Origin of the sequence: Flavobacterium mesophilum, from assembly GCF_039581405.1 — a bacterium.
GTDB lineage: Bacteria > Bacteroidota > Bacteroidia > Flavobacteriales > Flavobacteriaceae > Flavobacterium.
The window spans coordinates 375,748-401,882 of sequence record NZ_JBCPXZ010000003.1; the positions used below are offsets into that span (position 1 = coordinate 375,748).

Sequence of the window (26,135 nt, forward strand, 5' to 3'; positions counted from 1 at the left end):
CCAATCTTTTGTGCTCCCGATAGCTATCGGGACCGGCACAAAAGGATTTTCCCTCCCATCAGGGCTAGGGCAATCGGTTTCAAGAGAAGTATTAAAATTTTAGAAATTGAAGTTAAAGTTCAATTTACAATTATTACGAAAACACACAATATCTTGACTTGTGGCCCAGAAAAGATTTTTCTAACTTTAATCCCTACTTTCTAAAAAATGTAATATAATGAAAGAATTAGAAATATTTTTAAGCTCAGACCAACCAGCAACTTGTCCTAAATGTGGAAATAGGACTGAGATTTTAAAAGAATTCAAATTATCTCAAAAACATACATGTCTTTCCAAAGAATGCAATTTTGAATTTATATTAGAATTTGACAATAATTAATAACTCATGAAAGAAGGACAAAAACTTTGGACTAGATCCGAACTAATTCTTACTATAAATTTGTATTACAAATTACCGTTTGGCAGATTACATCGTTTAAATCCTGAAGTAATCCATCTTGCAAATCTCATTGGAAGGACTCCAGATGCAGTTGCTTACAAACTCGTAAACTTTGCAAGTCTTGACCCAAGTTTAAAGGCAAGAGGAATTAAAGGCGCATCAAATACCAGTAAATTAGACGTCCAAATATGGAATGAGTTTTTTAATGATGTGGATATTTTAGCTTTTGAAAGTGAAACACTACTTGCAAATTTTGAAAACAAGCCTATTGAACAATTAAATCACATTCCAGAATTTGAATTATTAAAAGAGGGAAAAACCAGAGAACAAATCATAAAAGCTCGAGTTAATCAATCTTTTTTCAGAAGCTCAATTTTAGCATCATACAATAATACGTGCTGTGTCACTGGAATTCAACAACCAGAACTTTTGGTCGCTAGTCATATAAGGCCTTGGAGTATTGATAAAAAAAACAGATTAAATCCTCAAAATGGAATTGCAATTAATGCACTCCATGACAAAGCTTTTGAAAATGGCTTATTAACTATTACGACTGACTTTAAAATCAAAATCTCTCCAACTTTGTTAAATAAAAAGAAATCAAAATCTATTGAAGAATATTTCTTAAAATTAGACAATCAAGACATCATTTTGCCATCAAGATTTTTACCGGATCCAGAATTTCTTAAATACCATAATGAAGTTCGCTTTAAGCATTGATCCTTAAGAAGATATTTTTAAGATAAGTATTTCATTTAGACACAATTTTCAACAAAACAATCAACATAATAATATAACTTTACCAAAACAACCTATAACAAATTAAATACCACTAATTATTAAATTTCAAACCTTTAATAATTAAATTTCCATGGACTGTTTTACTCCAGAACAACGATCCAAAGTCATGAGTATGATTCGTGGCACGAATACCAAAGACGAAGTTCGTTTGGCTAAAGCGTTATGGCATATTGGTTTGCGATATCGGAAAAACAATAAAAAGGTTTTTGGCTGTCCTGATTTGACTTTTACTTCTTTAAAAATAGCCATTTTTGTCGACGGCGAATTCTTTCACGGAAAAGATTGGGAAACCCGAAAAAAACCAAAAACCAACTCCGAATATTGGATCAAAAAAATCGAACGCAACATGCAACGCGACCTCGAAGTAAACGCGTATTTAGAATCTCAAAATTGGAAAGTCTTGCGTTTTTGGAGCACTGATATCAAGAAAAACTTAGGATCTTGCATGGTAGAAATTTTAAATGCAGTGAATTTAAGAACAAAACAATTGTCTAAAATTCCGCCTTCTTGGGAATAACAAAAAAGACAAAAATTTTTCATAATCTTTCCTTAACTCGCTTGTCTATTTCCATCAAAAAAGATAGCTTTGAGAGACAATCATAAAATTTAAACCATTATGAAGATTCAAATCAACACCGACAAAAACATTGAGGGACACGCTAGATTAGAAAACTACTTTTCTGGAGAATTAGAAAAAGGTTTAGCCCGTTTTGAACACAAAATTACCCGTATTGAAGTTCACTTTGGAGATGAAAATGGCGAGAAATTCAGTTTACATGACAAAAAATGTGTAATCGAAGTTCGCCCTCAAAAACTACAGCCAATTACCGTTACAGAACACGCTGAAACTTTAGAAAAAGCTTTTAGTGGCGCATTAAGCAAAATCAAAAAATCACTAACTACAACCTTCGAAAAAATAAACGCTTTTTAATTTATTAAGGGACAAAGTAACAAAGGTGCAAAGAGACAAGGGTAAAACTTAGTCACTTTGCACCTTTGTCGCTTTGTTACTTTGTCGCTTTGTTACTTTGTCGCTTTGTTACTTTGTCACTTTGTTGCTTTGCTACTTTTTTTAAGATTTTGGAAGAGGAGCTCCAACCGCAATATCGCATCTGTGTCCTGCTTGCCCGTGTGGCGGATTCATTCCTTCCGCTACTGCCTGAGTGGTTTCTGTACTTAATAATGCCGGAGTTGGATTATTTCCAGCTGGTGGCGTTACCGTAAACGATTGTGAAGTGCTTCCGCTTTGCGCCGTATTCGCAACTGGTTTTGCAACTGGCGAATTTAATGGCGCTCCAACAGGAATATCACATCTATGATTTGGCTGTCCGTGTGGCGGATTCATTCCTTTTGCTACTTTTACTGGCGTTGTTGTAGTGGTAGTCACCACATTTTTCTGATTCGGATTTACCTGAACCACTTGCGGTTGCGCAACAACTTGTCCTTGCTGTGGCGGAGCCGAATTTAAAGGCGCTCCAACAGCTATATCACAACGATGCCCTGGTTGTCCATGAGCAGGATTAAGTCCTTTTGTTTCTCCTAAGACGGTATTTGGATTTGCAGTTTGTGTCTGTACAACTGGTGTTGTTGTGGCTGGTTTTGTAGTATCTTTTGCAAGTCCTAATCGAACTAATTCTGATGTTGCTGTATTTTCTTGTGGCTCTAATTCCTTTTTGCAAGAAATAAAAAGCAATGACGAAAAAGCCAGCGAACTTATAAAGATTTTCGGATTCATAACGTGGTATTTTAAAGCACTCAAATATACTCGTTTTTGGGTTTCCACCATATAAGTGATATAAGATAATTAAAGTTTAACTTTTGGTATAAATTACCTTTATTACTGTGACTTTTTGTTTCACGCAGATTACACAGATCTGAGCAGATTTAAAAAGGATTTTTATTTTTAAAAATGTGCATTTTTTTACACAGATTTTACAAAACCACAAAAGATTAAAATAAATCTGTGCTTATAGCTTAAATCTGCGATCCCGAGCATGCAACCCTCACCCGGCATGTCTTTAAATTATCTTATATCACTTATATGGTTCAAAAAAATTAATACCTTTAAAGTCAAATACTATTTACTCATGAAAAAAACATTCCTATTTCTTTTATTCCTTACTTCTTTTGCAAATGCACAAACCGACAAAGACAAAATCAATCAAACTTTAGATACTTGGCACAAAGCTGCAGCTGATGTCAAATTTGAACCTTATTTCGCTCTAATGGCTGACGATGCCATTTTCATTGGAACAGATGCAACCGAAAACTGGACCAAAAAGGATTTCAAAATTTGGGCAAAACCTTATTTCGATAAAGGAAAAACTTGGAATTTTACCGCTTTAGAGCGTCACATATTTTTTGACAAAACAGGAACCATCGCTTGGTTTGACGAATTGCTGAATACACAAATGAAAATTTGCCGCGGTTCTGGCGTTTTGGTTAAAATTGGAAAAGAATGGAAAATCCAACATTATGTGCTTTCAATGACAATTCCGAATGATAATGTGAATGCTGTTACTAAAGTAAAAGCACCAATTGAAGATGCTTTGATTGCGAAGCTTCAAAAAAAATAAACATTTTTCGATTTTATTCTTATAATCCTAACTTTTAGAGGGCTTTACAAAACATATTATCGAAATAATTATAGCAAAATTGATAATATTAGCGTAAATTTAGAAGTCGAAAATAAAATACTCTCAAAAAACCAATCCATAAATTGCAAAATCAACTAAAATAAAAACCACACCACTATTTTAACAGCCCTTGAAATCAAAATATTTAATTTTTTTTAACTTTGACCCCAAAAAAAATAGGGTTCCATTAAGTATTTGAAAAATGAAAATAGAAAAACGCTGGATCATCTCCTTTATAATGATAAGCATTGTGTGTATCACCGGTGCATTTTGGCCAGCAATGACTGAAAATAGTTATGTTTTGTCTGAATTTGGCACAACAGACCATATTGTCCCAGCTGATGTTGCTTGGATGCTTACTTCTTCTTGTTTGGTTTTAATCATGACGCCAGGATTGTCTTTCTTTTATGGCGGAATGGTGGGCAAAAAAAATGTGATTTCGACAATGCTACAAAGTTTTATTTGCCTTGGCGTTGTGACACTTTTATGGGTTGTAGTGGCTTTTAGCTTAGCTTTTGGAGAACCAGTTGGTTTTGGTTCGGGAGAGCATTTTTATAGTTTCTTCGGAAATCCTACGACATTTGCTTTTATGGACTATGTAGGCGTTTTGCCTCATAAACAATTGGCTAGTACGATTCCGTTTATGCTTTTTGCTTTGTTCCAAATGAAATTTGCCATTATTGCGCCAGCAATTATTACAGGTTCGTTTGCAGAACGCGTTCGTTTTATTTCTTATTTGATTTTCATCAGTTTATTTACTGTTTTTATATACGCTCCTTTATGTCACGCCGTTTGGTATCCAACGGGAGTTTTAGGAAGTTATTTTGGCGTGAAAGATTTCGCTGGAGGAACTGTGGTTCACATGAGCTCTGGTTTCGCCGCTTTGGCTGGAGTTATTGTTTTAGGAAAAAGAAAAAACAGTCAACATATTCCAACCAATATCCCTTTTGTTTTATTAGGAACTGGAATGCTTTGGTTTGGATGGTTCGGATTTAACGCGGGATCTGCCCTTGCTGCAAACGGAACAGCCGCTATGGCTTTTGCAACGACAACAACTTCATCTGCCGCGGCAATGCTAACTTGGATTTTCTTTGACCGAATGAACGGAAGAAAAGTTTCTGCTCTTGGAGCTTGTATTGGCGCCGTTGTTGGTTTAGTTGCGATTACGCCTGCTGCCGGATTTGTTTCGGTTCCAGAAAGTATGTTTTTCGGATTTGTAACGGCTTTGGTTTCTAACACAGCTGTAAACTGCAAATATTCTAAAAAATTCGACGATACACTTGACGTTTTTGCTTGTCATGGCGTGGGTGGAATTATGGGAATGATTCTGACTGCGATTTTCGCTCATGGCGAAGATGCAAGTTTACTTCACGGAGGATGGAATGTTTTCGGACATCACATGATGGCGTTAGTTTTAGTTTCAATTTTCACTTTCTTCGGAGCTTATTTCTTGTTTAAAGTAACGAATTTCATTATTCCGTTAAGAGTTTCAGAAGAATCAGAACATATTGGATTAGATTTATCACAACACGATGAAACTTTAGATCCAAAATCAAAACCAATCACCGAACCACATTACGGTTAAAAAGATTTTTTTTCTGCCACGAATTCACGAATTATTCTAAAAATTAAATTCGTGAATTCGTGGCGGAAAACTTTAAAAACAGGAAATTTCACAAATTAATAACCATGAAGTCCCTACGGGACATTTTGGCTTCTACCTATATTTTTTCTACCGATATATAATCTCTACGAGATACTCCGCTAGGAGTAAAATATTGGTAAAACAATACCCTTTCCCTCTTGCAAGTTGTCCCATAGGGACTAAATATATTTTCATATAGCATCAATTTAATCTGTAAAATCTGTGGCCAAAAAAATTTAAACCATAATTACGCCTCGTCCATTCGTTTATATTCCTTAATTTTGCGGAAAATTTTTGTAAAGTGGGAAGTAAAAATAAACTAAAAAGATTCAGAGAAAACGAAACATTTCAAAACGTTTTTCAACCAACAAGAGAAGAAGTTGTAGGCAACTTAATGCCTTTAAGAGGAAAATGGAATTCTGATTTCTTTAAAAATGATAATCCATTAGTTTTAGAATTAGGGTGCGGAAAAGGAGAATATTCTGTTGGATTAGCAGAGAAATATCCAAACAAAAATTTTATCGGAATTGATATTAAAGGTGCTCGTTTCTGGAGAGGTGCTAAAACCGCTGTTGAAAACGGACTACATAATGTGGCTTTCGTTCGTACGCAAATCGAATTGATCAATCATATTTTTGCTGAAGGCGAAGTAGACGAAATCTGGATTACTTTCCCAGATCCACAAATCAAATACAAAAGAACAAAACACAGAATGACGAATTCTGAGTTCTTGAAACTGTACAAAAAAATCCTTAAAAAAGACGGTGTCGTAAACCTAAAAACTGACAGCGAATTTATGCACGGTTATACTCTTGGATTGCTTCATGGCGAAGGGCATGAGGTGCTTTATGCTAATCATAATGTTTACAAAAACGAAGGAAGTCCAGAGGTAGTAACTTCGATCCAGACATTCTACGAAAAACAATATTTAGAAATTAACAAGGCAATTACGTATATTCGTTTCAAAATTAAGGACTAACCTTGATTTTGAAACTTTTATTCTAATCGATTTTAATTACTAAATGACTTACCTTACTCCATTACTTTCAGGTTTTATTGCCGCTGCTATTGGGACAATTCCGCCCGGATTGCTCAACATGACAGCTGCAAAAATAAAAATGAAAGAAGGCAAAAAGAACGCTTTGTCATTTGTAGTCGGTGCTGTTTTTGTTATTTTCTTCCAAGCTTTTGTGGCGGTATTATTTGCCCGCGTGATTGATAATCGCCCAGATGTTATAACATTATTGCGAGAAGTTGGTTTTGTCATTTTTTCGATCTTAACCATTTACTTTTTATTTTTCGCCAAAGATCCAGTAGCGAAGAAAAAAACAAAAATCAAAAAGAGCAGCAAAAAAAGCCGTTTCTTCCTAGGAATGTTGCTTTCCGGTTTGAACTTTTTTCCAATTCCGTATTATGTTGTAGTGAGTGTAACTTTAGCCTCGTACAATCTTTTTGTATTCGAAAATTCCATTATCCTAACATTTGTACTAGGGTCTGTTCTTGGCGCTTTTGGAATTTTATATAGTTATATCGCTTTCTTTGGAAGAATTGAAAAGAAAACAGATTACTTCATGCGCAACATGAATACTATTATCGGAAGCATTACAGGATTAGTAGCACTTGCAACACTTTTCAATATCTTGAATTACTACTTCAGATAAAATTTTTACTTAGATTTCATAAATTTCAGCAGATTAATATTAATTTTAAAATCCCACTAATACTTTTAATCGGTGGCAATAATTATGGCTGAAGAGAATTTTTTCGAAAGAGTTTATGCTGTCGCAAGACAAATTCCGTATGGAAAAGTGACTTCTTATGGCGCAATTGCGAAGGCACTTGGCGCTGCACGTTCTGCACGTATGGTCGGCTGGGCAATGAATGCCTCACATAACATGGACGATATTCCCGCACACAGAGTCGTAAATCAAAAAGGACTTTTGACTGGTAAATTCCATTTTGACGGAACCAATTTAATGCAACAACTTTTAGAAAACGAAGGAATTAAAGTCGTTGATAATCAAATTGTAGATTTTGAAAAACACTTTTGGCAACCTGAATTTGAAAGCTAACGTTTTTCCACCATATAAGTGATATAAATTCATTTTAGCATTGTGTTTATATCTCCCGCAAAGACACTAAGTCGCTAATCTTATTATAAATCTTCTTTGTGACTTAGCGTCTTTGCGAGATTAAATGACAAAGTAAAACTTCAAATGAACTTATATCACTTATATGGTTCACAAAAAAATCAAATCAAGCAAATCACAAAACTCGTTCTATCTTCATCGGTTTGGTAGCTTAAGTAACCGCCATGCGCTTCGATGATGTTTTTCGAAAGCGTTAAACCAATTCCGGCGCCGTCTTTTCTTGTCGTAAAAAATGGGAGAAAAACTTTATCTTGAATTTCAGAAGGAATACCTTTTCCGTTATCAGAAATGGAGATAAAAAAACGGTTATTTTCAGTATAACTCGACACAAACATCTTTTTATCTGTCTTCTCTTTTAATGCATAAATACTGTTGGTAATCAAATTAATAATTACTTGTTCCATTTGGTTTTTATCAATCAAAATAGAACGTGAGCTGTGAATATCATTAATCAATTCAATATTCTCTGCCTTCAAAATCGGACTCATGACTTTAAGACAATCATCAAAAAGTTCTTTTATTGGCGTCATCACTTTAGTCGGTGTTGGCAACATGGCCAATTTGCGGTAATTTTCAACAAAAACCTGCAAATGATCGCTTCGGTTTATAATGGTCGAAATACTGCTTTTTATGTCGTCAAAATCATCTTCTTCTAATTTTTCCTGATCGACAATGTGGAGTAAATTCTGCGAAAGCGCACGAATTGGCGTCAAGGAATTCATCAATTCATGCGAAATAATTTTCATCAAATTAATCCAAGCTTCCTTCTCTTTTTTCTCAATAACGCGCTGAATACTATCCAATAAAATAATAAAATATTCGCGGTTATAACTTTGAGTTCTTGAAGTTTGAAGCATAAAAGTCTGCAAATCCTGCTCTTCAATTTTTATCGAAATAGCCGATTTCAATTCGCTGAATTCTGTTTTTTCAATTTCCAAACAAAGCGCGGGAAGGTAATTTTTAAGGTATTTCCAATGACTCACTTTTGGTACTTTGAACATATCCGAAAAACAATCGTTCATCAAGAAAATATTCCAATCCTCATTTTCTTTTTCCAAAATCAACGCTGCGCTATCAATATTGTTCAAAAGCGAACGATAAATCAATTCTTTCGATGTTTGTTCTTGTTGTTGGACTTTCAATGTTTCATACAAAAGATACAAACTCTCAAAATTGTCTTTTCGATTCTCTTCGGGAAAATTGGTTGTGAAATCATTTTTTAAAATCGAAAGCAACGTTCTGTCGTAAAACTGCAGTTGATTTTTGACAAAGAAATACATTTCGGCCAGCATTATAAACACGAAAACGCCAACCAAAATTGCATTGTAATAAAACATTTTATAAATCAGAAAAACGCAAAAGAAAAAGAAAATCATGACAAACAAGACTCTCACAAACAAGGCGTTATAAAACTTCCAATTTTTCATTTTTTATTTTTATTTAGCTTAAAAACTTAACCGCAAAGGCCGCAAGGATTTACGCAAAGGTCGCCACAGAGCTTTGCGAACTTAATAAAGCAAGCACAAACACAATATAAAACATACTTTGCGTGCTTTGCGGTAAATCAACACAGCGTTTAAGTATTTTTTAAATCGTATTTTTCAATTCTTCTGTAAAGTGCCGCTCTCGACAAACCCAATTCTTCGGCCGTTTTGCTGATATTTCCGTGATGTTTGAAAAGTGCTTTTTCGATTGCTGTTTTTTCCAATTCAGAAAGCGGATTTTCATCATTTTCTTGAATTTCCTCAAAATCCAAAATATCCAAATCATGAACAGAAATCGTATTATTATCAGCCAAAATCAAAGCGCGTTCAATTTTATTTTCCATTTCACGAACATTTCCTTTCCACGGATATTTTTCCAAATATGGCGCAACATTTTCTTCAAATCGCCAATTATCCTGATTGTATTTTTCAGCAACTTGTTCCAAAACAAAATTTGCCATCGGAACAATATCGTCTTTTCGTTCGCGTAAAGGCGGTAAGTTGATTTCCATTGTATTGATTCGGTATAACAAATCTTCTCTGAAAATTTTGTTTTTTACCTCGGCCTTAATATCATTATTAGTTGCCGAAATAATTCGGACATTTAAAGGTCTAGCTTTGCTTTCGCCCAAACGTGTTACGGTTTTTGTCTGCAAAACGTGCAATAATTTCGATTGCAAATGAAGCGGAATGTTGCCAATTTCATCCAAGAAAATAGTTCCGTTTTGCGCATTTTCAAATCTTCCTGGAGTATCTGTTTTGGCATCTGTAAACGCGCCTTTAGCATATCCAAAAAGTTCGCTTTCGAATAAATTATCGCTTAAAGAACCCAAATCTACATGTACGAAAGGTTCGTTTTTTCGTTCTGAATGCTGATGAATAAATTCTGCAAAAACATATTTCCCCGTTCCGTTTTCACCTAAAATCAAAACATTGGCATCGGTTTTTGCCACTCTTTCGGCAATAGAATACGCTTGTTTTATTTTTTGAGAAGTTCCAACAAAATATCTTTTTTCGACTTTTTCAATAATTGGCTTTTTGCTGTTTTTTCGGCTTTCGGCGACAGCCTTATCAATTATTTCAAGTAGTTTTTCGTTGTTCCAAGGTTTTAAAACATAATCAAAAGCGCCCATTTTAATTCCTTCGACTGCAGTATCGATTTTTCCAAAAGCCGTCATCAAAATCACAATGGTATTGGGAGAAAGTGTTTTGATTTCTTTTAGCCAATGAATTCCTTCGCGCCCATCTTCAAAACCAATTCGGTAATTCATGTCCAATAAAACCACATTTATTTCATTTTCATTCAAAATCGAAATAATCTGTTTTGGACTGCTGGTGGTAAAAATGGTTTCAAAATATTTTTTCAGAATCATTTTTGCCGAAAAAAGAATTTCTTCCTGATCGTCAACAATTAATATTTGAGCTTGTTTTTTTCTCATGTTGATTTTTTTGTCCGATTTTGAACGGTCAACTGTTCATTATCGAACACTACTTTTTTTAAGTGGTTTTTAAAGCTTCTTTAAAATCAATACTTTACAAATAATAAATTTTATGGCACAGTATTTACCCATTGATTATCAGTAAAATATTAAAAAAATGGACAAGGTAATTCCTCGTAAAAATAGAAAATTTAGATATCTCACAATAACAATTGGAGTTTTTTTAGCCTTGGGCGCAATCATCTTTTTTTCTTTTAATACCAAAAGAAGCTTGAATGTAAAAGCCGAAGAAATTTCAGTTCAAAAAGTTGAAAAAGCTTTTTTTGAAGATTTTGTGGTTTTTCAAGCAAAAGTTGAACCTTTGAACGTCATGCTTGTAAACGTTACAGAAGGAGGATCTGTAAAAGAGATTTTTGTTGAAAACGGCGCTATGGTTACAAAAGGACAATCACTTGCTCGTTTGTACAACCCAAATACAGAGTTGAATTACTTGACTCAAGAAACGGCAATTATTGAGCAAATCAATAATTTGAATACCGGAAAATTGAACATCAGAAATCAAGAATTGAATTTGAACAAAGATTTGGTTTTGATCGAGCACGATTACAACGACGCCAAAAGATTGTATGATATGAATTCGAAATTATATGACAAAGATGTGATTTCGAAAAACGACTGGAATACTTTTAAAGAAAGCCTTCGTTTTCAGGAAGAGCGCAAAAGAACGATTCAGCAGAGTATTCAAAAAGAAAAACAATCGAATCAAGTTCAGATTTCGCAAATCAACCGTTCCATTCAAACAATGGAAAAAAGTTTGGACATCTTGAGAAATAATAAAAAGAATTTCTTGATCACCGCTCCAGAAACAGGCCGATTAACCTCTTTTGAACCTGTTTTAGGAAAATCATTCCAAGCTGGAGAAAGCATCGGAAAAATCGATTCAAAACGCGGTTACAAACTTGCTGCAGATGTGGATGAATTTTACTTGGAAAAAGTTCGCGAAGGCTTAAAAGGCCAAGTCGAATTTAAAGGAAAAAATCTTGAAGTTATTGTGACCAAAGTAATTCCGGAAGTAAAAAGCGGACATTTCACAGTAGAATTGGCATTTACCTCTAAAGAAGCAATCACTTTGCAAGACGGACTTAGTTTTGGCGTAAAACTGATTTTATCTGAAAGAAATAAAATATTGGTGTTGCCAAAAGGAAGCTTCAACCAAGAAACTGCAGGAAAATGGATTTTTGTAGTAAAAGGAAATAAAGCCGAAAGAAGAAACATAAAATTAGGCCGAGAAAACCCTACTTATTATGAAGTTCTGGAAGGATTAAAAGAAGGCGAATTGGTAGTGACATCATCTTATACAGATTATAAGGATATCGAAGAGCTTTCCATAAACAACGAATAAAAATTGTTTCAAGTTTCAAGTTAGTCAAGGAACATGAAACCTGAAACCTGAAACAACCAAAATAATCATCATTTCAATCATCAATCAAAAAACGTAATTAACAACATTTTAAAACCTTAACAAAAATGATAACGATTCAAAATTTAACCAAAGTTTTTAGAACAGAAGAAGTAGAAACATCAGCATTGAGCGGTATTTCTTTAGAAATTAAAAAAGGGGACTTTTTAACTATCATGGGGCCTTCAGGTTGTGGAAAATCGACTTTATTAAACATCATCGGGCTTTTAGACAGCGCTACTGATGGAAGCTATAAATTATTAGACCAAGAAATGATTGGGCTGAAAGAAAAAGGAAGAGCGCAAGTTCGCAAAGAAAACATCGGATTCATTTTTCAAAATTTCAACTTGATCGACGAGCTTTCTGTTTACGACAATATCGAATTGCCGTTGCTTTACAACAACGTAAAAGCATCAGAAAGAAAACAAAAAATTGAAGCTATTGCTGAGAAATTAAATATTTCACATCGTTTGAAACATTTTCCGCAACAGCTTTCTGGAGGACAACAACAAAGAGTTGCCGTTGCGAGAGCTTTAGTAAACGACCCAAAAATCATTCTTGCCGATGAGCCAACTGGAAACTTAGACAGTAAAAATGGTAATGAAGTAATGGAACTTTTAACCGATTTGCACGCAAAAGGCGCAACAATTTTGATGGTAACCCACTCTGATTATGATGCTTCGTTCTCACAAAGAACGATTCATATGAAAGACGGTGTGATATTCTCTGAAAAATTAAATCAGAGAAATGTAGATGTTTTTATGGACGCTAAATAAGAAGAAAAATGGTAAAATTTATCGTAGCAGCAATCGTAATTCTGGTAGAATTTGTCTGCAAAATATGGGCTTTGATTTAAAAAAATAATAGGGTTATAAACCTCAATAACTACAAAACATACCACCATGATTTTTAACTGGTTTAAAATATTTATTTATCATTTAAAGCAAAGCAAACTGTTTTCGTTTTTAAATGTTTTAGGATTAAGCATCGGGATTGCGAGCGTGATTTTCGCGATTTTATATTGGAACAATGAGCACGCATACGACCAATGGAATCCAAATAAGGAAAGTGCTTATATGGTTTTGAACAAAATTGGCGCAACGGGCGACACTTGGGGATCTAACTCGATTCCGTTTGGAGAAACCTGCAAAGCAACAATTCCTGAAATCGAAAAAATATGCTTTTTCAACACTTGGTACGATGAGGACATCATCAAATATCAAGGCCAAAAATTAATGGCAAAAAAGATTACTGTAAGCGATGAAAGTTTCTTCGATTTTTTCCCTTTTGAAATTTTAAAAGGGGCAAAAACTAATATTTTAAAAGAAAAAAACAGCGTTGCCCTTTCTGAAGAACAAGCAAAATTGATTTTCAAAAATGAAGATCCAATCGGGAAAGCAATTGTATTCAATACTAAAGCTTATACTGTAAAAGCCGTTTATCGCATCACTTCACCTTCATCAATGGAGCCTAATTATGTTTTTAGCGGTGTAAAACGTGAAAATGATATTAATAGCTGGGGAAATTTTAATTATGGCTTATTAGTAAAAATCAAAAAAGATGCTGATCCTGTTGCTGTTTTAAAGAAAATGCAAAACGTAAATTACGTAAACCGAACTTTAAAAGATGCTAAAGAAAATGGCCAAACTCCAGAGCAATATGTAAAAGAAAATGGTGAAGTCACGGTTATTTTGGACCAATTGCAAATGTCTCGTTTGCATGGAACAAAAAGCTCAGCAGGACAAAATTTCCCTGAAGGTGTGGGGAATTTAAAACTGCTTTACATCATGGCCGGTTTGTCTATTTTGATTTTGGTTTTATCATTGGTAAACTACATCAATCTAGCTACAGCATCAGCAATCAAGCGTGCTAAGGAAGTTGGCGTGCGTAAAATTGTGGGCGCTTCAAAAAGCCAAATCATCAGACAATTTATATTTGAAACTGCCATAATTGTTACACTTGCAATTGTTTTTGCATTAGCTATTGTCGAGCTTTCTTTACCGTACTACAATACCTTTTTGAAAAAGACTTTGACTATGAATGGCAGCGAATTTTACCTGCAGCTCATTTTGATATTTGGATTAGTAATCATTCTTGCGGGTATTTTCCCTGCCATTTATATCTCAAATTTTGAGACGTTAAAAGTCCTTAAAGGTAATTTTTCAAGAAGTAAAAGTGGCATTTGGATTCGTAATTCGATGCTTATTTTTCAATTCGGAATCGCAGCATTTTTCATCATTGGCGCCTTGATTGTCAATTCGCAGGTGAATTATATGATGAACAAAGACCTTGGATTTAGTGGCGATCAAGTAATTTCAATTCCGTACAACAAACCAGACAGACAAAAAAGAACACAACAATATGGCGTTGATAAACCGGAAATCAAAAAAATTCCAGGCGTTGTTGATGTTTCTACTTTTGCTGGAAGTTTTGGTGGCAGCACCAATTCAAGTTCTGGATTTACGCATAAAGGTATTTTTGTACAGCCTCGAAATGTAGAAATGGATTTTGGCTTTCTTGAAATGATGAAAATCAAAATCGTTCAAGGACGTGATTTGTCTCCAAAATTTGCTTCTGACACCGTGAGCAGTATGCTGATCAATGAAACACTTGCTAAAACTTTGAATTTAAAAAACCCAATAAATACAATCATTACTTCGGGTTGGTCGAAAGACGATAGTGGGAATTTGAAATTTAAAATTGTTGGAGTCGTAAAAGATTTTCACATTACGGGTTTACAAAACAAAGTGCCTCCAATGGTGTTCGTAAACATCAAAACTTTGGGGTGGAACAACTTCAACAATGTTTTTGTGAAAGTTTCTCCAAACAATTTGACAGAAACTTTAGAAAAATTAAAAACCTATTGGGCCAAAAATGTAAATCCAGATTATCCGTTTGAATATGAATTTGTTAACAAAGGATTCGCAAGAACCTATCAGGAACAAATCAAGCAAAAAAACCTTTTTTTCATTCTAAATTTGGTTGTAATTATAATTGCGGTGTTCGGATTGTTCGCTTTGGCATCATTTTCGATGGAGAGAAGATTGAAAGAAATTGCAATTAGAAAAACATTAGGTGCAGAAACTGATATCTTGTTAAAAGAATTATCAAAACAATATATCTTATTCTGTTTACTTGGATTTGGAATCGGAATTGTTCCAGCTTATATTTTATTACAAAAATGGCTTGAAGATTACGCATTTAGAATCAGCATTTCAACTTTGCCTTTTTCAATCGCATTAGTTTCATTACTGTTTTTTACTTTATTGATTGTCTTGACAAAAGCCTATCAAGTAACTAAAATAGATGTTTTGAAATATTTAAAATACGAATAACTTGTAGACCATTTTTTTTAAGAAACCCGCCAAATCAGAATCTTGGCGGGTTTCTTTTTTTTCAATTTTAAGCTTAAATTTTATTTTTCTTATTTAAAAACCCATTCCTTTTTACTTCATCTTTTTGCAATCTCCTTAAAAAAATACAACTCCATCATTTTGAATAATTTCAATATCAATAAATACGATTCAAAAAAGGTAAGAATCCGAACTTAATCTGTTATCTTTGCACTCTGAAACGAGTTTAAATAAACATAGTACTTAAACAAGTTTCATCACTAGAAAACACTTACATTAAAAATGAAATTAGATAGAAAAGAAATCCTTAAAGCTTTAGAAACTATTACTATAGCAGGAGAAGGTAAAAATATGGTGGAAAGTGGCGCTGTTGCCAATGTTATTACATTTGGCGATGAAGTTGTAGTAGATTTAGTACTTCACACTCCAGCAATGCACATCAAAAAAAGAGCAGAAGACGATGTTAAAAAAACAATTCATGAATTGATCTCGGCTGACGCTAAAGTAAAAGTAAATGTAAAAGTTGAAGTTCCTGAAAAAGTCGAAATCAAAGGTCGCGCAATTCCAGGAATCAAAAATATTATTGCCGTTGCTTCTGGAAAAGGAGGAGTTGGAAAATCAACCGTTACTGCAAATCTTGCTGTAACACTTGCAAAAATGGGATTCAAAGTTGGTATTTTAGATGCAGATATCTACGGACCTTCGATGCCAATTATGTTTGATGTTGAGAATGAAAAACCAATTTCGACTACAGTTGACGGAAAATCAAAAATGAAACCAATTGAAAGTTATGAAATCAAAATGCTTTCTATCGGATTTTTTACTGCGCCAAGCCAAGCTGTAATCTGGAGAGGTCCAATGGCTGCAAAAGCGTTAAACCAAATGCTTTTTGATGCTGACTGGGGAGAACTTGATTTCATGCTTTTAGATTTGCCTCCAGGAACAGGAGACATTCACCTTTCTATCATGCAATCACTTCCTATTACAGGGGCAGTTGTAGTAAGTACACCACAAGCTGTTGCACTTGCTGATGCTAAAAAAGGAGTGGCAATGTTCATGCAAGACAATATCAATGTTCCTGTTTTAGGAATTGTTGAAAACATGGCTTACTTTACACCAGAAGAATTACCGAACAATAAATATTATATCTTTGGACAAGAAGGCGCAAAAAACCTTGCTGCCGACTTAAATGTACCATTTTTAGGTGAAGTTCCAATTGTACAATCTATTCGTGAAGCAGGAGACTACGGTCGCCCAGCTGCTTTGCAGACAGCTTCATTAATCGAATCTGTTTTTGAAGAAATCACTCGAAATGTTGTACAAGAAACGGTAAACAGAAACGAAAGCTTGCCAGCAACAGAAGCCATCAAAATTACAACTATGGCAGGATGTTCGGCGGTAAAGAAAAACTAATTAGATAATTAGACAATGTGCCAATTAGATAATAAGCGTAATTATCTAATTACTAAATTTTCTAATTGACACATTTCATAATTGACACATTAAATATTATGACAACAGAAGAATTAACAAATAACGTTTTATTGGCTTTAGATGAAATAAGGCCATTTTTAAAATCAGATGGAGGCGATATTACATTAGTTTCTATCGATGATGATAAGCATGTAAAAGTTCGTCTTGAAGGCGCTTGCATTAGCTGCAGCGTAAATCAAATGACTTTGAAAGCAGGCGTTGAAACCACTATAAAAAAGTATGCACCACAAATTGAAACTGTGGTAAACATCATGTAGAAAATCAAATTTGCAGATTTATGATTTTTGATTATTAACAAGAATAGTATTTCTTTTGAATATTTTTCTTGTATTTTTCAACAAAAACAATCAAAAACATATTGAATATTGCGAATTTAACAAAAAACAATATAAAGATTTAAGAGTTTTAGTTAAGCTATTTTACTTATTTAACTTATTTTTGTAAAATAACCCTAAATCTTAAATTTATGAAACACTATTACACTTTATTTTTATTGTTGTTTTTTGTATCTGTAAATTATGCTCAGCAAGCACAAACTCTAATTGTTGACAAGGCATGGGTAAGTGAGTCTGAAGAATGGTCAGATTTCAAATTTTCAGGACAAATTGTATTCAATACGAATGCAACAAATGAAGAGGGAAGTTTAAGAATTGGCAATTATGATTTTTTATATGATTTTGCCGAAGGAAAAGCAAAATTTGCCAACAAAGCAACTTACAGCACAGCTGAATTTTCACATCCGAGAAAAGTTTCTGTAACCACAGACAAACAAGGAGTTGTGAATTCAACGTATGAAGGAACATTAATCTTTCAAAGTGATAGAGATTATTATTCTGTAATTGCGGTTGTAACATTGCTTGAAAAAGGAGGCAACTATCTGGGTGTAAAAATGCATCTTAAAGAAAATACGCAAAAAGAATACGCATTCAGCCTAAAACCAACAAGTTAAATTGAACCAGGATTTTTTCACGTTATAAAATCCTACATTAAAATTCCCATACTAAAAATGGATGTATTAATAAAGATTAAAGATCGAGAAGGAGTTGTTCATGAATTACAAGCTCCAACCGATATGGCAATGAACATAATGGAATTATGCAAAGCATACGAACTTCCTGTTGAAGGAACTTGTGGCGGAATGGCAATGTGCGCTTCTTGCCAATGTTATGTTCTAAATGATGTTGCTTTGCCAGAAATGGGAGATGAAGAAGAAGCTATGCTTTCGGAAGCATTTTATGTAAAATCAAATAGCCGTTTAGGTTGCCAAATTCCAATTACTGAAGAATTAGAAGGACTGGAATTAGAATTGGCTCCTGAATATTAAAAAATACAAAAGCGAGAATTTATTGATTCTCGCTTTTTTTTATTCGGTATGAAAATTATTATCTAAAATTAAAATCTCCTCATTAATCTTACTAGACATATGATTGAAAGAAAGTTGGATAATTTTGTGGTTTCACTTCTTCAACATTTGCCCCATGTCTTACATAATATTTGGAATCATAAAACATTGGCGCTTTTAATGATGATGTTTTGAAAATTACTACATCTTTATCGAAGTAATTTATTATCCTAATATTTTTAGATATGTAATCTTTAGCTTCATCTGAGATAGGTTGGGTTTTAATTTTTTGAATTAATTGTCTGAAAAAATCGTCTAAATCCTTTGCGATACTTTTTATCTCATGCTCAATACCATTAATAAAGAAATTTCTGTATTTTTGAGAGTCAACGTTATATACTTGCTTAATCCTATCAGAATCTTTCTTGTTATCGCTGACTCCAACACATACGTAACCAGAACTTTTAGCGGAAATATTAGCAATAGCTGTTAAAGTAAGTATAATTTTGTCAAAGCTTTCATCATCAAACTTCAAATTACCATCTAAACGAGTAAAACCTTGCTTAAAATCGTATGAAGCTTGCTCGGTTTTAGATTGCATTAATAAAGATTCAAATTCAGTTAACCATTTTGCCGCAGCAGGATCTGAAGTTTTATCTCTAAAGCAACTACCAATTACACCAGCAATTGCATCAACATTTTGAGTTCGATTCGTCGCACTCCAATTGCCTCCTTCTGTTATATTAATCTGTGCGGAGATTCCTTGTAATTTTGAAATTAACTCTGTATAACTATTAACCTCCTTATTTTCTTTAAATAACAATTTATGTATCGCAAGGAAAACTACTTGATAATATCTTGGTATCCTTTGAGAGCTGTCATTAAACAATAAGTCACGGAAATTTTTACCCGAAATTGAGATAACTTGTCTTATCACATTATGAACAGTTAAAAATTGATGTCTTAATACGTCAACTTTAACTTTTCTTAGAGCAACATCTAATTCTTCAGACCTGTCACTTTTTTTTAATCCATAATATTCGTCTAATATTATTGAACTTGTTGATGGAATTGTAGTAAATGCCATTGCTGAAATAATATCAGCTACAATTTCTTCATCTCTGGATTCTCTTACCATTTCCTTCGTAATAATATTATTTGAGACCCAAAATAATTCATCAACATTTATTCCGTAATCTAAACCGGAATTTGTTATACTGATCTCTTTCATCTGCTTTAGATTCAATATATCATCATGTGAAACGTCTGTTCTAATTTCAGACGAAGTAAGGCGAACAAGATCTCCGAATGTCTCTAAAGTACCCGCCGCTCTTAATTCTTGTCTTGATAAATGTCGACCATAGCTGTTAATACGAATAAAAATTTCATCAACTTTATTTTCATCTGTAAATGAATAAATAGAAATTGGTAAAATATAACTCGAAAACTTTTCACATATTTTTCTATCAAGAATTGGTGTTTTCTGCTGGAGCAGTCCTTCATCAAGTAGTGATTTTGACTCTACTAATGTATTTAAATCAAAATATTTGCCATCATAAGTAAATTCTCCTTCAATAAATGAATTAATAGTATTAAGACGTTGCATACCATCAATAATCTCATAAACAGTTCTTCCACCTTCATCAGTTTCTGCCAAAAGTATTAAAGGAACTGGAAGTCCTTTCACAATTGAATCAACAAAACGCTGTTTCTCCTCTATAGTCCATATAAGTTTTCTTTGATATCTTCGATTTACAAAAAGTATATCACTTTTATAAAAATTGAAAATTCTCTGGATACTCTCATTCCGAATCGAAAGATCAGTTTGTGCTCCATTTGTTTGATTTTCGCTCATATAAAATTATTTTATATTTTTAATTAAATTACCTATTTGTATTTGATGCTAATATAAAGTTTTTATTACTAAAAATAAATTTTGTTTCATCAAAAAAGCCGTAACTACAATAAGTAATTACGGCTTTTCCTTTATAACAATTTTATTTAATCTCTCCGATTATACCAATCCAGCTTGAATCAAATATTCAGCAATTTGGATGGTGTTTGTTGCTGCGCCTTTTCTCAAGTTATCAGCAACGATCCACATGTTTAATGTATTTGGCTGGCTTTCGTCACGACGGATTCTTCCAACAAAAACATCATTTTTGCCTTCTGCGTATAATGGCATTGGGTATGTGAATGTATCTAAATTATCCTGTACCACTACTCCATCAGTGTTGTGCAAGATTTCGCGAACTTCGTTTACATCAAAATCATTTGTAAACTCAACGTTTACTGCCTCGCTGTGTCCTCCAACAACTGGTACACGAACTGCAGTAGCCGTAACTCTAATTGTGTTGTCACCAAGAATTTTTTGAGTTTCGCGAACTAACTTCATTTCTTCTTTAGTGTATCCGTTGTCTTCAAAGCTATCGCAATGTGGAATTGCATTTCTGTGGATAGGATATTTGTAAGCCATATCACCTTGAATTCCTGCATACTCATTTTCTAATTGTTTTACCGCTTTTACACCCGTTCCTGTGATTGATTGGTAAGTCGAAACAATGATTCTTTTAACGTTGTATTTTCTATGTAAAGGAGCCAAAGCCAATACCATTTGAATAGTAGAACAGTTTGGGTTTGCAATAATTTTATCTTCCTTGGTTAATACAGAAGCATTGATTTCTGGAACTACTAATTTTTTAGTCGGATCCATTCTCCATGCAGATGAGTTGTCGATAACAGTTGTTCCGGCAGCTGCAAATTTTGGAGCCCACTCTAATGAAGTATCTCCTCCAGCAGAGAAAACAGCAATATCAGCTTTCATATCAACAGCTGTTTGCAATCCTACTACTTTATATTTTGTTCCTTTATATTCAATTTCTTTTCCTACTGATCTTTCTGATGCAACAGGAATTAATTCTGTAACAGGAAAATTTCTTTCTGCTAAAACTTTAAGCATTACTTCGCCAACCATTCCGGTAGCACCTACAACTGCAATTCTCATTTTTATATCTTTAAATAATTCTATAATCAAATTTATAGCGCAAAAATAAGTATAATAAAAGTCTCCGCAAGGCGATTCACAAAAAATAACAAATTGTTATAAAATAAACAAATTGTAAAAAAACCACCTCTTTAGAAGGTGGTTAAGTTAGACTTAGTGTAGCGGTATTATATTTTTATTTATTTTTCAATAAATCTCTAATTTGTGTAAGCAATTCTTCTTGCGTTGGTCCTGCAGGAGGTGCTGGAGCTTCGTCTTTCTTTTTAATAGAATTTATTCCTTTAATTATCAAGAACAATACAAAAGCAACAATTATAAAGTTTAAAACTGCTGATAAAAACAGTCCGTATTTGACTCCTCCAAAAGCGGTTAATTCTTCAATAGTTGACAAATGGGCTGCGTCTAAAGCTGGTTTTAATAACAATGGCGTAATTACATTTTCTATAAATGAGCTTACAATTTTACCAAAAGCAGCACCAATGATCACACCGACAGCCAGGTCAACTACGTTGCCTTTCATTGCAAATTCCTTAAATTCTGAAAAAAATCCCATAATTATCTCTTTTAAGTTTATTAATAACAATATCGAAAATACGTAATTTTCTTCAGATTTCTCTCAACTTACCTAAAAAATACGCGTTTTACTCGTTGCGAAATGCTCGTCATAATTTCATACGGAATGGTTTTTAATGCTTCAGCCATTTCAATGACAGTCGGGCTTTCGCCAAAAATAATTACTGAATCACCTTCTTTGCAATCAATATCCGAAACATTGACCATAAGCATATCCATGCAGACGCTTCCAACGATTTTGGCTTTTTGATTTTTGATGGTCACAAAACCAACTTCATTGCCCCATAATCTTGAAATTCCATCGGCATAACCAATTGGGATTGTCGCAATTTTAGTTTCCTTTTCGGCCATAAAACGTCGTCCGTAACCTACACTGTCACCTCCTGGAATTGTTCTGATTTGTGAAATAATCGATTTTAAAGTTCCAACGTTTTCCAAATGTTTTTGTTCTGCTGGGTCATTAGAAACACCATATAAACCAATTCCTAAGCGCACCATATTGTATTGTGCATTCGGGAAATTGCTGATTCCTGACGTATTTAAAATATGACGAATCGGATTTATGTTCAATTCCGAAATTAATTTAGAAGACAATTTCTCAAACAAATTGATTTGCTTTTCCACAAAACCAAAGTGTTTCGGATCATCGCTTGTCGCCAAATGCGATAAAACACTTTGAACGCGAACAGTTGAATTGTTTTTTAAAGTCGAAATCAACTCATCAATTGTATTTTCCTCAAAACCCAAACGATGCATTCCTGTATCCATTTTTATATGAATCGGAAAATCTTTGAGATTCTTTTCTTTGGCAATTTTCAAAAAGGCATTTAATCCTTTTAAACTGTAAATTTCAGGTTCTAATTTATATTGAATAATCGACGGAAAACTTGTTGATTCTGGATTCAAAACCATAATCGGCAATTTGATACCGCCATTTTTCAGCGAAATTCCTTCATCGGCGAAAGCCACACCTAAATAATCCACTTTATGATGTTCGAGCAATTTTGCAATTTCCAAACCTCCGTTTCCATAACCAAAAGCTTTCACCATGACCATGATTTTGACATCATCGGCCAATTTTGATTTGTAATAATTTAAATTGTGACTAATTGAATCGAGATTAATTTCAAGAACCGTTTCATGCGTTTTTTCTTCAAGAAGCGAGACAATTTCTTCAAACTGAAAAGATCGCGCACCTTTGATCAAAATGGTTTCGTTGTTGAAATTCAGACTTTCAAAAGCTTCAATAAACGAAGCTGTATCTTGAAATGCAATGCAATTAGAAAACTTATCCTTAAAAGAAGAAATTGTTGGTCCAATGCCAATTACGCGATTGATTTTGTTGTCAGAAATCAATTGCGAAACTTTCGAATACAATTCTTCATTCGAAAAGCCACTTTGAAAAATATCGGAAAGAATTACTGTTTTTGTAGCATTCTTTTTCTGTTGGCTTTCTAAAAAATCCAAAGCAATTTTAAGTGATTGAAAATCGGAACTGTAGCTGTCGTCAATAATACTGCAATTGTTTATTCCGTTTTTGACTTCCAAACGCATTTGAACCGGATACAATAGTTGCACTCGGTTTTGAATGGTTTTAGAATCGTATTTAAAATAAAGCAAAACCAACAAACACGAAATTGCATTTTCAACAGAAGCCGAATCGCTAAACGGAATTTCTAGATCGAAAATTTCGTTTTGATATTGATATTGAATAGTTGTCGATTCGTTTTTTATTTCTTTTTTCAGAACAAAAACATCAGCAGTTTTATCGCTAAAACTCCATGAAAAAAGAGTTCTATTTTGAATTGGATTTTCTGCTGAAAAAGAAGTAAGACACTTATCTACCAATTCATTTTTTTGATAGATTATCACTTCCGTATTTTTGAAAAGCAATAGTTTTTCGTTGATTTTTTGCTCCAAATTCTCAAAACCTTCATCATGCGCAGAGCCAATGCTGGTCAAAACTCCAATTTTTGGTTTAATGATTTTTTCGAGCTTTTCCATTTCATTTATCGTCGAAATACCAGCTTCAAAAATTCCCAAATTGTGTTTTTCATTTATGGCGATCACAGACAATGGAACACCTACTTGAGAGTTATAACTTTTTGGGCTTCGAATAATATTGTAATCTGGACTCAACAAAAAGTTAAGCCATTCTTTCACAATCGTTTTCCCATTGCTTCCGGTTAAACCAATTACAGGGAAATCGAATAAATCTCTGTAATAAGCGGCAAATTGTTGCAAGGCATTTAAAGTATTTTTCACTACTAAAAAATTGGCTTTGCCTTTTACATTTTCAGGAATATATTGAACCGCAAAATTCTGAACGCCTTTTTCAATTAATTCAGTTATATACAAATGAGCATCGTTGTTAACACCTGACAAGGCAATAAACAAGGTTTTGGATCCGTTTTGAAGTGAACGGCTATCGATCGAAATATGATCAATAAAAACATCCGAATTTGAGCCAATCCATTCCGCATCAAGAACCGAGATAAGGCTTTTAATATTTATGCTCATTGAAAAATTCTTTTTGTCAAATTTAAAAAAAGGTTTGCCATGAATTGCACGAATTGCATTAATTTGTTTCACGCAGATTTAAAAAGATCTTAGCAGATGCCACAGATTTTTTTATATTAAATCGGTTTTGATCTGCCTAAATCTGTAAAATCTGCGTGAAATAAAAACATAGATCTTAGAATTATTTCTAATCCTTTAATCTGTGGCAAAAATAACTGTGACGAAAAATAAAATGTTAATTAACACAATCGAATTTGCGAAAATTGGTGCAATTCGTGGCGAACCCCATTATTTGATTATATTTGTTTTTACACCACAAATAACCGCGTTTTGAAAAAAATATTGCCTTTATTCTCCTATATCTTACATCCGATTTTTATTGCGATGTACACTACTTTGTTTTATCTTTTTTGCAAAGAAGACGCTTTTTCGAATAATGAAAAATACTTTGTTTTATTTCAAATTCTGATTATTACGATTCTAGTTCCGATTATGTTTTTTCTGCTGTTAAAATCAACAGGACACGTGACCTCTATAATGGTTCATGAAACTTCACAACGAAAAATTCCTTTAGTCCTACAATGCTTTCTGTATATTTTATTGGTAAAAAGAAGCATCATTATTACACGTTATCCAGAATTGCATTTCTTTTTTCTAGGCGCGTTGTTCACCACGATTTTAGCTTTGGTTTGTTCTTTATTTAAAATAAAAGCCAGTCTTCACGTAGCCGCTATTAGTGGTTTTGCCATTTTTGTAATTGGAATGAATATGCACTTGCAAATGCAAAATCCATATTGGCCAGCACTTTTGATTTTATTGACCGGAATCGTTGCTTCATCCCGACTGGAAATGCAGGCACATGATGCAAAAGAAATTCTTATTGGACTATCAATTGGAGTCTTGCCACAATTGCTCTTTTTATTTTTGTGGTTATAAAATATAGAAGATAAGCCCGACATTCATGGCTTTCATATTTACTTTTTCGCCAGAGACGGTTGAAACCGAATCAAATAAAGGATTTAAGCCATAATAAGCATAAATATTCCATGTATTATATCCTGTTGCGAGGTAAATTCCGTATTGAAATGTATTGACATCAGGATTATTTTTTATTTTATAAGTGTTTTCTCCATCGTCTAAAACCGATTTACTCGAGAAAATATAACTCATTTTTACCCCTCCATAAATTCGCCAAAACTTAGTGCTTTCGTAAGTCGAATTTCTCCATCTGAACTCAATCGGCAAATCAACCGAATATTGTCTGTATTTGTTGGAAACAAACTCGCCATAGTCATTTACCCCATAAATCGGAGCGCCGTTAGTATCTTCTGAAACGGTGAAATTTTGGTAAAAGTTCTGATAGCTAAGTCCAAATCCTGCCGCGATAGCAACAGTTCTTTTTTTGTTAATTGGCATATCGCGCAAAAAGCCCGCAGAAAGCCCAGCAGAAAACTTATCTTGTTTCAATCTTTCGGGCGTATTGACTAAAAGATTATACGCTACTGAAAAGTAAAACTGATCTTCACGATATAAAGAATCGATTTTAATTACGGGTTTGATTTCAGGTTTCACTTCTTGCTGCGAAAAGACATTCAAAAATGAAACAAAAAACAAACAAGTAAAAAATAATCGCATATCGAATTTTGGTTTTAAAGAGGTTTTCAAGTTTAAACGTTTTTTGCCGTAAGTTTATTTTACATACAAATATAATATAATGCTAGTTGAAGATGTGATTTGAAAACAATTATTCTCTTTTTCAGCGCGAACAAAGGCATTTGTTGCACTTTTTTCAATAA

Annotated in this window: 25 protein-coding genes; 17 read left to right on the forward strand and 8 right to left on the reverse strand. The window is 33.6% G+C overall.

Translation table 11 applies throughout. The features are described from left to right. Positions 1-217: 217 nt before the first annotated feature. The 4 genes from AAYQ19_RS10600 (at position 218) to AAYQ19_RS10615 (ending at position 2,171) form a co-directional block, all read left to right on the forward strand. Positions 218-379, forward strand: a complete 162-nt coding sequence (locus AAYQ19_RS10600) for a hypothetical protein (protein WP_343536203.1) — start codon at positions 218-220, stop codon at positions 377-379. 6 nt (positions 380-385) lie between these two features. After that, complete coding sequence (locus AAYQ19_RS10605) at positions 386-1,159, forward strand: HNH endonuclease (RefSeq protein WP_343536204.1); 774 nt, start codon at positions 386-388, stop codon at positions 1,157-1,159. A 151-nt stretch (positions 1,160-1,310) separates the two neighbouring features. Next, complete coding sequence (locus AAYQ19_RS10610; protein WP_343536205.1) at positions 1,311-1,757, forward strand: very short patch repair endonuclease; 447 nt, start codon at positions 1,311-1,313, stop codon at positions 1,755-1,757. Positions 1,758-1,856: 99 nt separating this feature from the next. Beyond that, positions 1,857-2,171, forward strand: coding sequence for an HPF/RaiA family ribosome-associated protein (locus AAYQ19_RS10615; protein WP_343536206.1), 315 nt, complete (start codon positions 1,857-1,859; stop codon positions 2,169-2,171). A 141-nt stretch (positions 2,172-2,312) separates the two neighbouring features. On the opposite strand, the gene AAYQ19_RS10620 is transcribed toward AAYQ19_RS10615, so the two are convergent. Continuing rightward, entirely contained in the window at positions 2,313-2,975 is a 663-nt protein-coding gene (locus AAYQ19_RS10620) for a hypothetical protein (protein ID WP_343536207.1), read from the reverse strand. A gap of 352 nt (positions 2,976-3,327) precedes the next feature. Between AAYQ19_RS10620 and AAYQ19_RS10625 the strand changes: the two genes are divergently transcribed. The 5 genes from AAYQ19_RS10625 (at position 3,328) to AAYQ19_RS10645 (ending at position 7,593) form a co-directional block, all read left to right on the forward strand. Beyond that, complete coding sequence (locus AAYQ19_RS10625) at positions 3,328-3,816, forward strand: nuclear transport factor 2 family protein (RefSeq protein WP_343536208.1); 489 nt, start codon at positions 3,328-3,330, stop codon at positions 3,814-3,816. Between the two features lie 262 nt (positions 3,817-4,078). Beyond that, on the forward strand, positions 4,079-5,461 hold the full coding sequence (locus AAYQ19_RS10630; RefSeq protein WP_343536209.1) for an ammonium transporter: 1,383 nt from the start codon (positions 4,079-4,081) through the stop codon (positions 5,459-5,461). A 361-nt stretch (positions 5,462-5,822) separates the two neighbouring features. Further along, positions 5,823-6,500 (forward strand): tRNA (guanosine(46)-N7)-methyltransferase TrmB, encoded by a 678-nt coding sequence (gene trmB, locus AAYQ19_RS10635; protein ID WP_343536210.1) that lies wholly within the window; start codon positions 5,823-5,825, stop codon positions 6,498-6,500. A 43-nt stretch (positions 6,501-6,543) separates the two neighbouring features. Next, positions 6,544-7,182: a lysine transporter LysE gene (locus AAYQ19_RS10640; RefSeq protein WP_343536211.1), complete on the forward strand. Its 639-nt coding sequence runs from the start codon at positions 6,544-6,546 to the stop codon at positions 7,180-7,182. An 84-nt stretch (positions 7,183-7,266) separates the two neighbouring features. Next, a complete protein-coding gene (locus AAYQ19_RS10645) occupies positions 7,267-7,593 on the forward strand; it encodes an MGMT family protein (RefSeq protein ID WP_343536212.1) in 327 nt (108 codons plus the stop codon). 179 nt (positions 7,594-7,772) lie between these two features. Here AAYQ19_RS10645 and AAYQ19_RS10650 read toward each other — a convergent pair whose 3' ends face one another. Both AAYQ19_RS10650 and AAYQ19_RS10655 read right to left on the reverse strand, forming a co-directional pair. Beyond that, entirely contained in the window at positions 7,773-9,098 is a 1,326-nt protein-coding gene (locus AAYQ19_RS10650; protein ID WP_343536213.1) for a sensor histidine kinase, read from the reverse strand. Positions 9,099-9,247: 149 nt separating this feature from the next. Continuing rightward, the gene (locus AAYQ19_RS10655) at positions 9,248-10,594 is read right to left on the reverse strand and encodes a sigma-54-dependent transcriptional regulator (protein WP_343536214.1); all 1,347 of its coding nucleotides are present in this window, start codon (positions 10,592-10,594) and stop codon (positions 9,248-9,250) included. A 157-nt stretch (positions 10,595-10,751) separates the two neighbouring features. Between AAYQ19_RS10655 and AAYQ19_RS10660 the strand changes: the two genes are divergently transcribed. From AAYQ19_RS10660 to AAYQ19_RS10690, 7 genes are all read left to right on the forward strand, one after another. Beyond that, positions 10,752-11,996, forward strand: a complete 1,245-nt coding sequence (locus AAYQ19_RS10660) for an efflux RND transporter periplasmic adaptor subunit (protein WP_343536216.1) — start codon at positions 10,752-10,754, stop codon at positions 11,994-11,996. 125 nt (positions 11,997-12,121) lie between these two features. After that, the gene (locus AAYQ19_RS10665; RefSeq protein ID WP_026727034.1) at positions 12,122-12,829 is read left to right on the forward strand and encodes an ABC transporter ATP-binding protein; all 708 of its coding nucleotides are present in this window, start codon (positions 12,122-12,124) and stop codon (positions 12,827-12,829) included. Positions 12,830-12,955: 126 nt separating this feature from the next. Next, entirely contained in the window at positions 12,956-15,388 is a 2,433-nt protein-coding gene (locus AAYQ19_RS10670) for an ABC transporter permease (protein WP_343536218.1), read from the forward strand. 300 nt (positions 15,389-15,688) lie between these two features. Continuing rightward, positions 15,689-16,819 carry an Mrp/NBP35 family ATP-binding protein gene (locus tag AAYQ19_RS10675; protein WP_343536220.1) on the forward strand — a complete coding sequence of 377 codons (1,131 nt, stop codon included), beginning with the start codon at positions 15,689-15,691 and terminating at the stop codon, positions 16,817-16,819. A gap of 98 nt (positions 16,820-16,917) precedes the next feature. Then, positions 16,918-17,157, forward strand: a complete 240-nt coding sequence (locus tag AAYQ19_RS10680; protein ID WP_343536222.1) for a NifU family protein — start codon at positions 16,918-16,920, stop codon at positions 17,155-17,157. A gap of 209 nt (positions 17,158-17,366) precedes the next feature. Further along, positions 17,367-17,849: a hypothetical protein gene (locus AAYQ19_RS10685; protein ID WP_343536223.1), complete on the forward strand. Its 483-nt coding sequence runs from the start codon at positions 17,367-17,369 to the stop codon at positions 17,847-17,849. Between the two features lie 57 nt (positions 17,850-17,906). Continuing rightward, a complete protein-coding gene (locus AAYQ19_RS10690; protein ID WP_320569609.1) occupies positions 17,907-18,224 on the forward strand; it encodes a 2Fe-2S iron-sulfur cluster-binding family protein in 318 nt (105 codons plus the stop codon). A 91-nt stretch (positions 18,225-18,315) separates the two neighbouring features. Here the strand turns inward: AAYQ19_RS10690 and AAYQ19_RS10695 are convergent, their stop codons facing one another. The 4 genes from AAYQ19_RS10695 to AAYQ19_RS10710 all read right to left on the reverse strand — a co-directional run bounded on the left by AAYQ19_RS10695 (position 18,316) and on the right by AAYQ19_RS10710 (position 24,339). Beyond that, positions 18,316-20,097, reverse strand: a complete 1,782-nt coding sequence (locus AAYQ19_RS10695; protein ID WP_343536225.1) for a GmrSD restriction endonuclease domain-containing protein — start codon at positions 20,095-20,097, stop codon at positions 18,316-18,318. Between the two features lie 159 nt (positions 20,098-20,256). Then, on the reverse strand, positions 20,257-21,246 hold the full coding sequence (locus AAYQ19_RS10700; protein ID WP_343536226.1) for an aspartate-semialdehyde dehydrogenase: 990 nt from the start codon (positions 21,244-21,246) through the stop codon (positions 20,257-20,259). 175 nt (positions 21,247-21,421) lie between these two features. Continuing rightward, positions 21,422-21,799: a large conductance mechanosensitive channel protein MscL gene (gene mscL, locus AAYQ19_RS10705; RefSeq protein WP_343536227.1), complete on the reverse strand. Its 378-nt coding sequence runs from the start codon at positions 21,797-21,799 to the stop codon at positions 21,422-21,424. A gap of 68 nt (positions 21,800-21,867) precedes the next feature. Then, entirely contained in the window at positions 21,868-24,339 is a 2,472-nt protein-coding gene (locus AAYQ19_RS10710; protein ID WP_343536228.1) for a bifunctional UDP-N-acetylmuramoyl-tripeptide:D-alanyl-D-alanine ligase/alanine racemase, read from the reverse strand. Between the two features lie 330 nt (positions 24,340-24,669). Here AAYQ19_RS10710 and AAYQ19_RS10715 point away from each other — a divergent pair, with 330 nt between their 5' ends. Then, complete coding sequence (locus tag AAYQ19_RS10715; protein ID WP_343536229.1) at positions 24,670-25,275, forward strand: hypothetical protein; 606 nt, start codon at positions 24,670-24,672, stop codon at positions 25,273-25,275. Here AAYQ19_RS10715 and AAYQ19_RS10720 read toward each other — a convergent pair. Next, positions 25,270-25,974 (reverse strand): porin family protein, encoded by a 705-nt coding sequence (locus AAYQ19_RS10720; protein WP_343536230.1) that lies wholly within the window; start codon positions 25,972-25,974, stop codon positions 25,270-25,272. The two genes, AAYQ19_RS10715 and AAYQ19_RS10720, sit on opposite strands and share 6 nt — an antisense overlap. Positions 25,975-26,135 lie beyond the last annotated feature (161 nt).

Coding starts and splice junctions, on each gene's coding strand:
- AAYQ19_RS10600 (WP_343536203.1), top strand. CDS start 218: ATGAAAGAATTAGAAATATTTTTAAGCTCAGACCAACCAGCAACTTGT.
- AAYQ19_RS10605 (WP_343536204.1), top strand. CDS start 386: ATGAAAGAAGGACAAAAACTTTGGACTAGATCCGAACTAATTCTTACT.
- AAYQ19_RS10610 (WP_343536205.1), top strand. CDS start 1,311: ATGGACTGTTTTACTCCAGAACAACGATCCAAAGTCATGAGTATGATT.
- AAYQ19_RS10615 (WP_343536206.1), top strand. CDS start 1,857: ATGAAGATTCAAATCAACACCGACAAAAACATTGAGGGACACGCTAGA.
- AAYQ19_RS10620 (WP_343536207.1), bottom strand. CDS start 2,975: ATGAATCCGAAAATCTTTATAAGTTCGCTGGCTTTTTCGTCATTGCTT.
- AAYQ19_RS10625 (WP_343536208.1), top strand. CDS start 3,328: ATGAAAAAAACATTCCTATTTCTTTTATTCCTTACTTCTTTTGCAAAT.
- AAYQ19_RS10630 (WP_343536209.1), top strand. CDS start 4,079: ATGAAAATAGAAAAACGCTGGATCATCTCCTTTATAATGATAAGCATT.
- AAYQ19_RS10640 (WP_343536211.1), top strand. CDS start 6,544: ATGACTTACCTTACTCCATTACTTTCAGGTTTTATTGCCGCTGCTATT.
- AAYQ19_RS10645 (WP_343536212.1), top strand. CDS start 7,267: ATGGCTGAAGAGAATTTTTTCGAAAGAGTTTATGCTGTCGCAAGACAA.
- AAYQ19_RS10650 (WP_343536213.1), bottom strand. CDS start 9,098: ATGAAAAATTGGAAGTTTTATAACGCCTTGTTTGTGAGAGTCTTGTTT.
- AAYQ19_RS10655 (WP_343536214.1), bottom strand. CDS start 10,594: ATGAGAAAAAAACAAGCTCAAATATTAATTGTTGACGATCAGGAAGAA.
- AAYQ19_RS10660 (WP_343536216.1), top strand. CDS start 10,752: ATGGACAAGGTAATTCCTCGTAAAAATAGAAAATTTAGATATCTCACA.
- AAYQ19_RS10665 (WP_026727034.1), top strand. CDS start 12,122: ATGATAACGATTCAAAATTTAACCAAAGTTTTTAGAACAGAAGAAGTA.
- AAYQ19_RS10670 (WP_343536218.1), top strand. CDS start 12,956: ATGATTTTTAACTGGTTTAAAATATTTATTTATCATTTAAAGCAAAGC.
- AAYQ19_RS10675 (WP_343536220.1), top strand. CDS start 15,689: ATGAAATTAGATAGAAAAGAAATCCTTAAAGCTTTAGAAACTATTACT.
- AAYQ19_RS10680 (WP_343536222.1), top strand. CDS start 16,918: ATGACAACAGAAGAATTAACAAATAACGTTTTATTGGCTTTAGATGAA.
- AAYQ19_RS10685 (WP_343536223.1), top strand. CDS start 17,367: ATGAAACACTATTACACTTTATTTTTATTGTTGTTTTTTGTATCTGTA.
- AAYQ19_RS10690 (WP_320569609.1), top strand. CDS start 17,907: ATGGATGTATTAATAAAGATTAAAGATCGAGAAGGAGTTGTTCATGAA.
- AAYQ19_RS10695 (WP_343536225.1), bottom strand. CDS start 20,097: ATGAGCGAAAATCAAACAAATGGAGCACAAACTGATCTTTCGATTCGG.
- AAYQ19_RS10700 (WP_343536226.1), bottom strand. CDS start 21,246: ATGAGAATTGCAGTTGTAGGTGCTACCGGAATGGTTGGCGAAGTAATG.
- mscL (WP_343536227.1), bottom strand. CDS start 21,799: ATGGGATTTTTTTCAGAATTTAAGGAATTTGCAATGAAAGGCAACGTA.
- AAYQ19_RS10710 (WP_343536228.1), bottom strand. CDS start 24,339: ATGAGCATAAATATTAAAAGCCTTATCTCGGTTCTTGATGCGGAATGG.
- AAYQ19_RS10720 (WP_343536230.1), bottom strand. CDS start 25,974: ATGCGATTATTTTTTACTTGTTTGTTTTTTGTTTCATTTTTGAATGTC.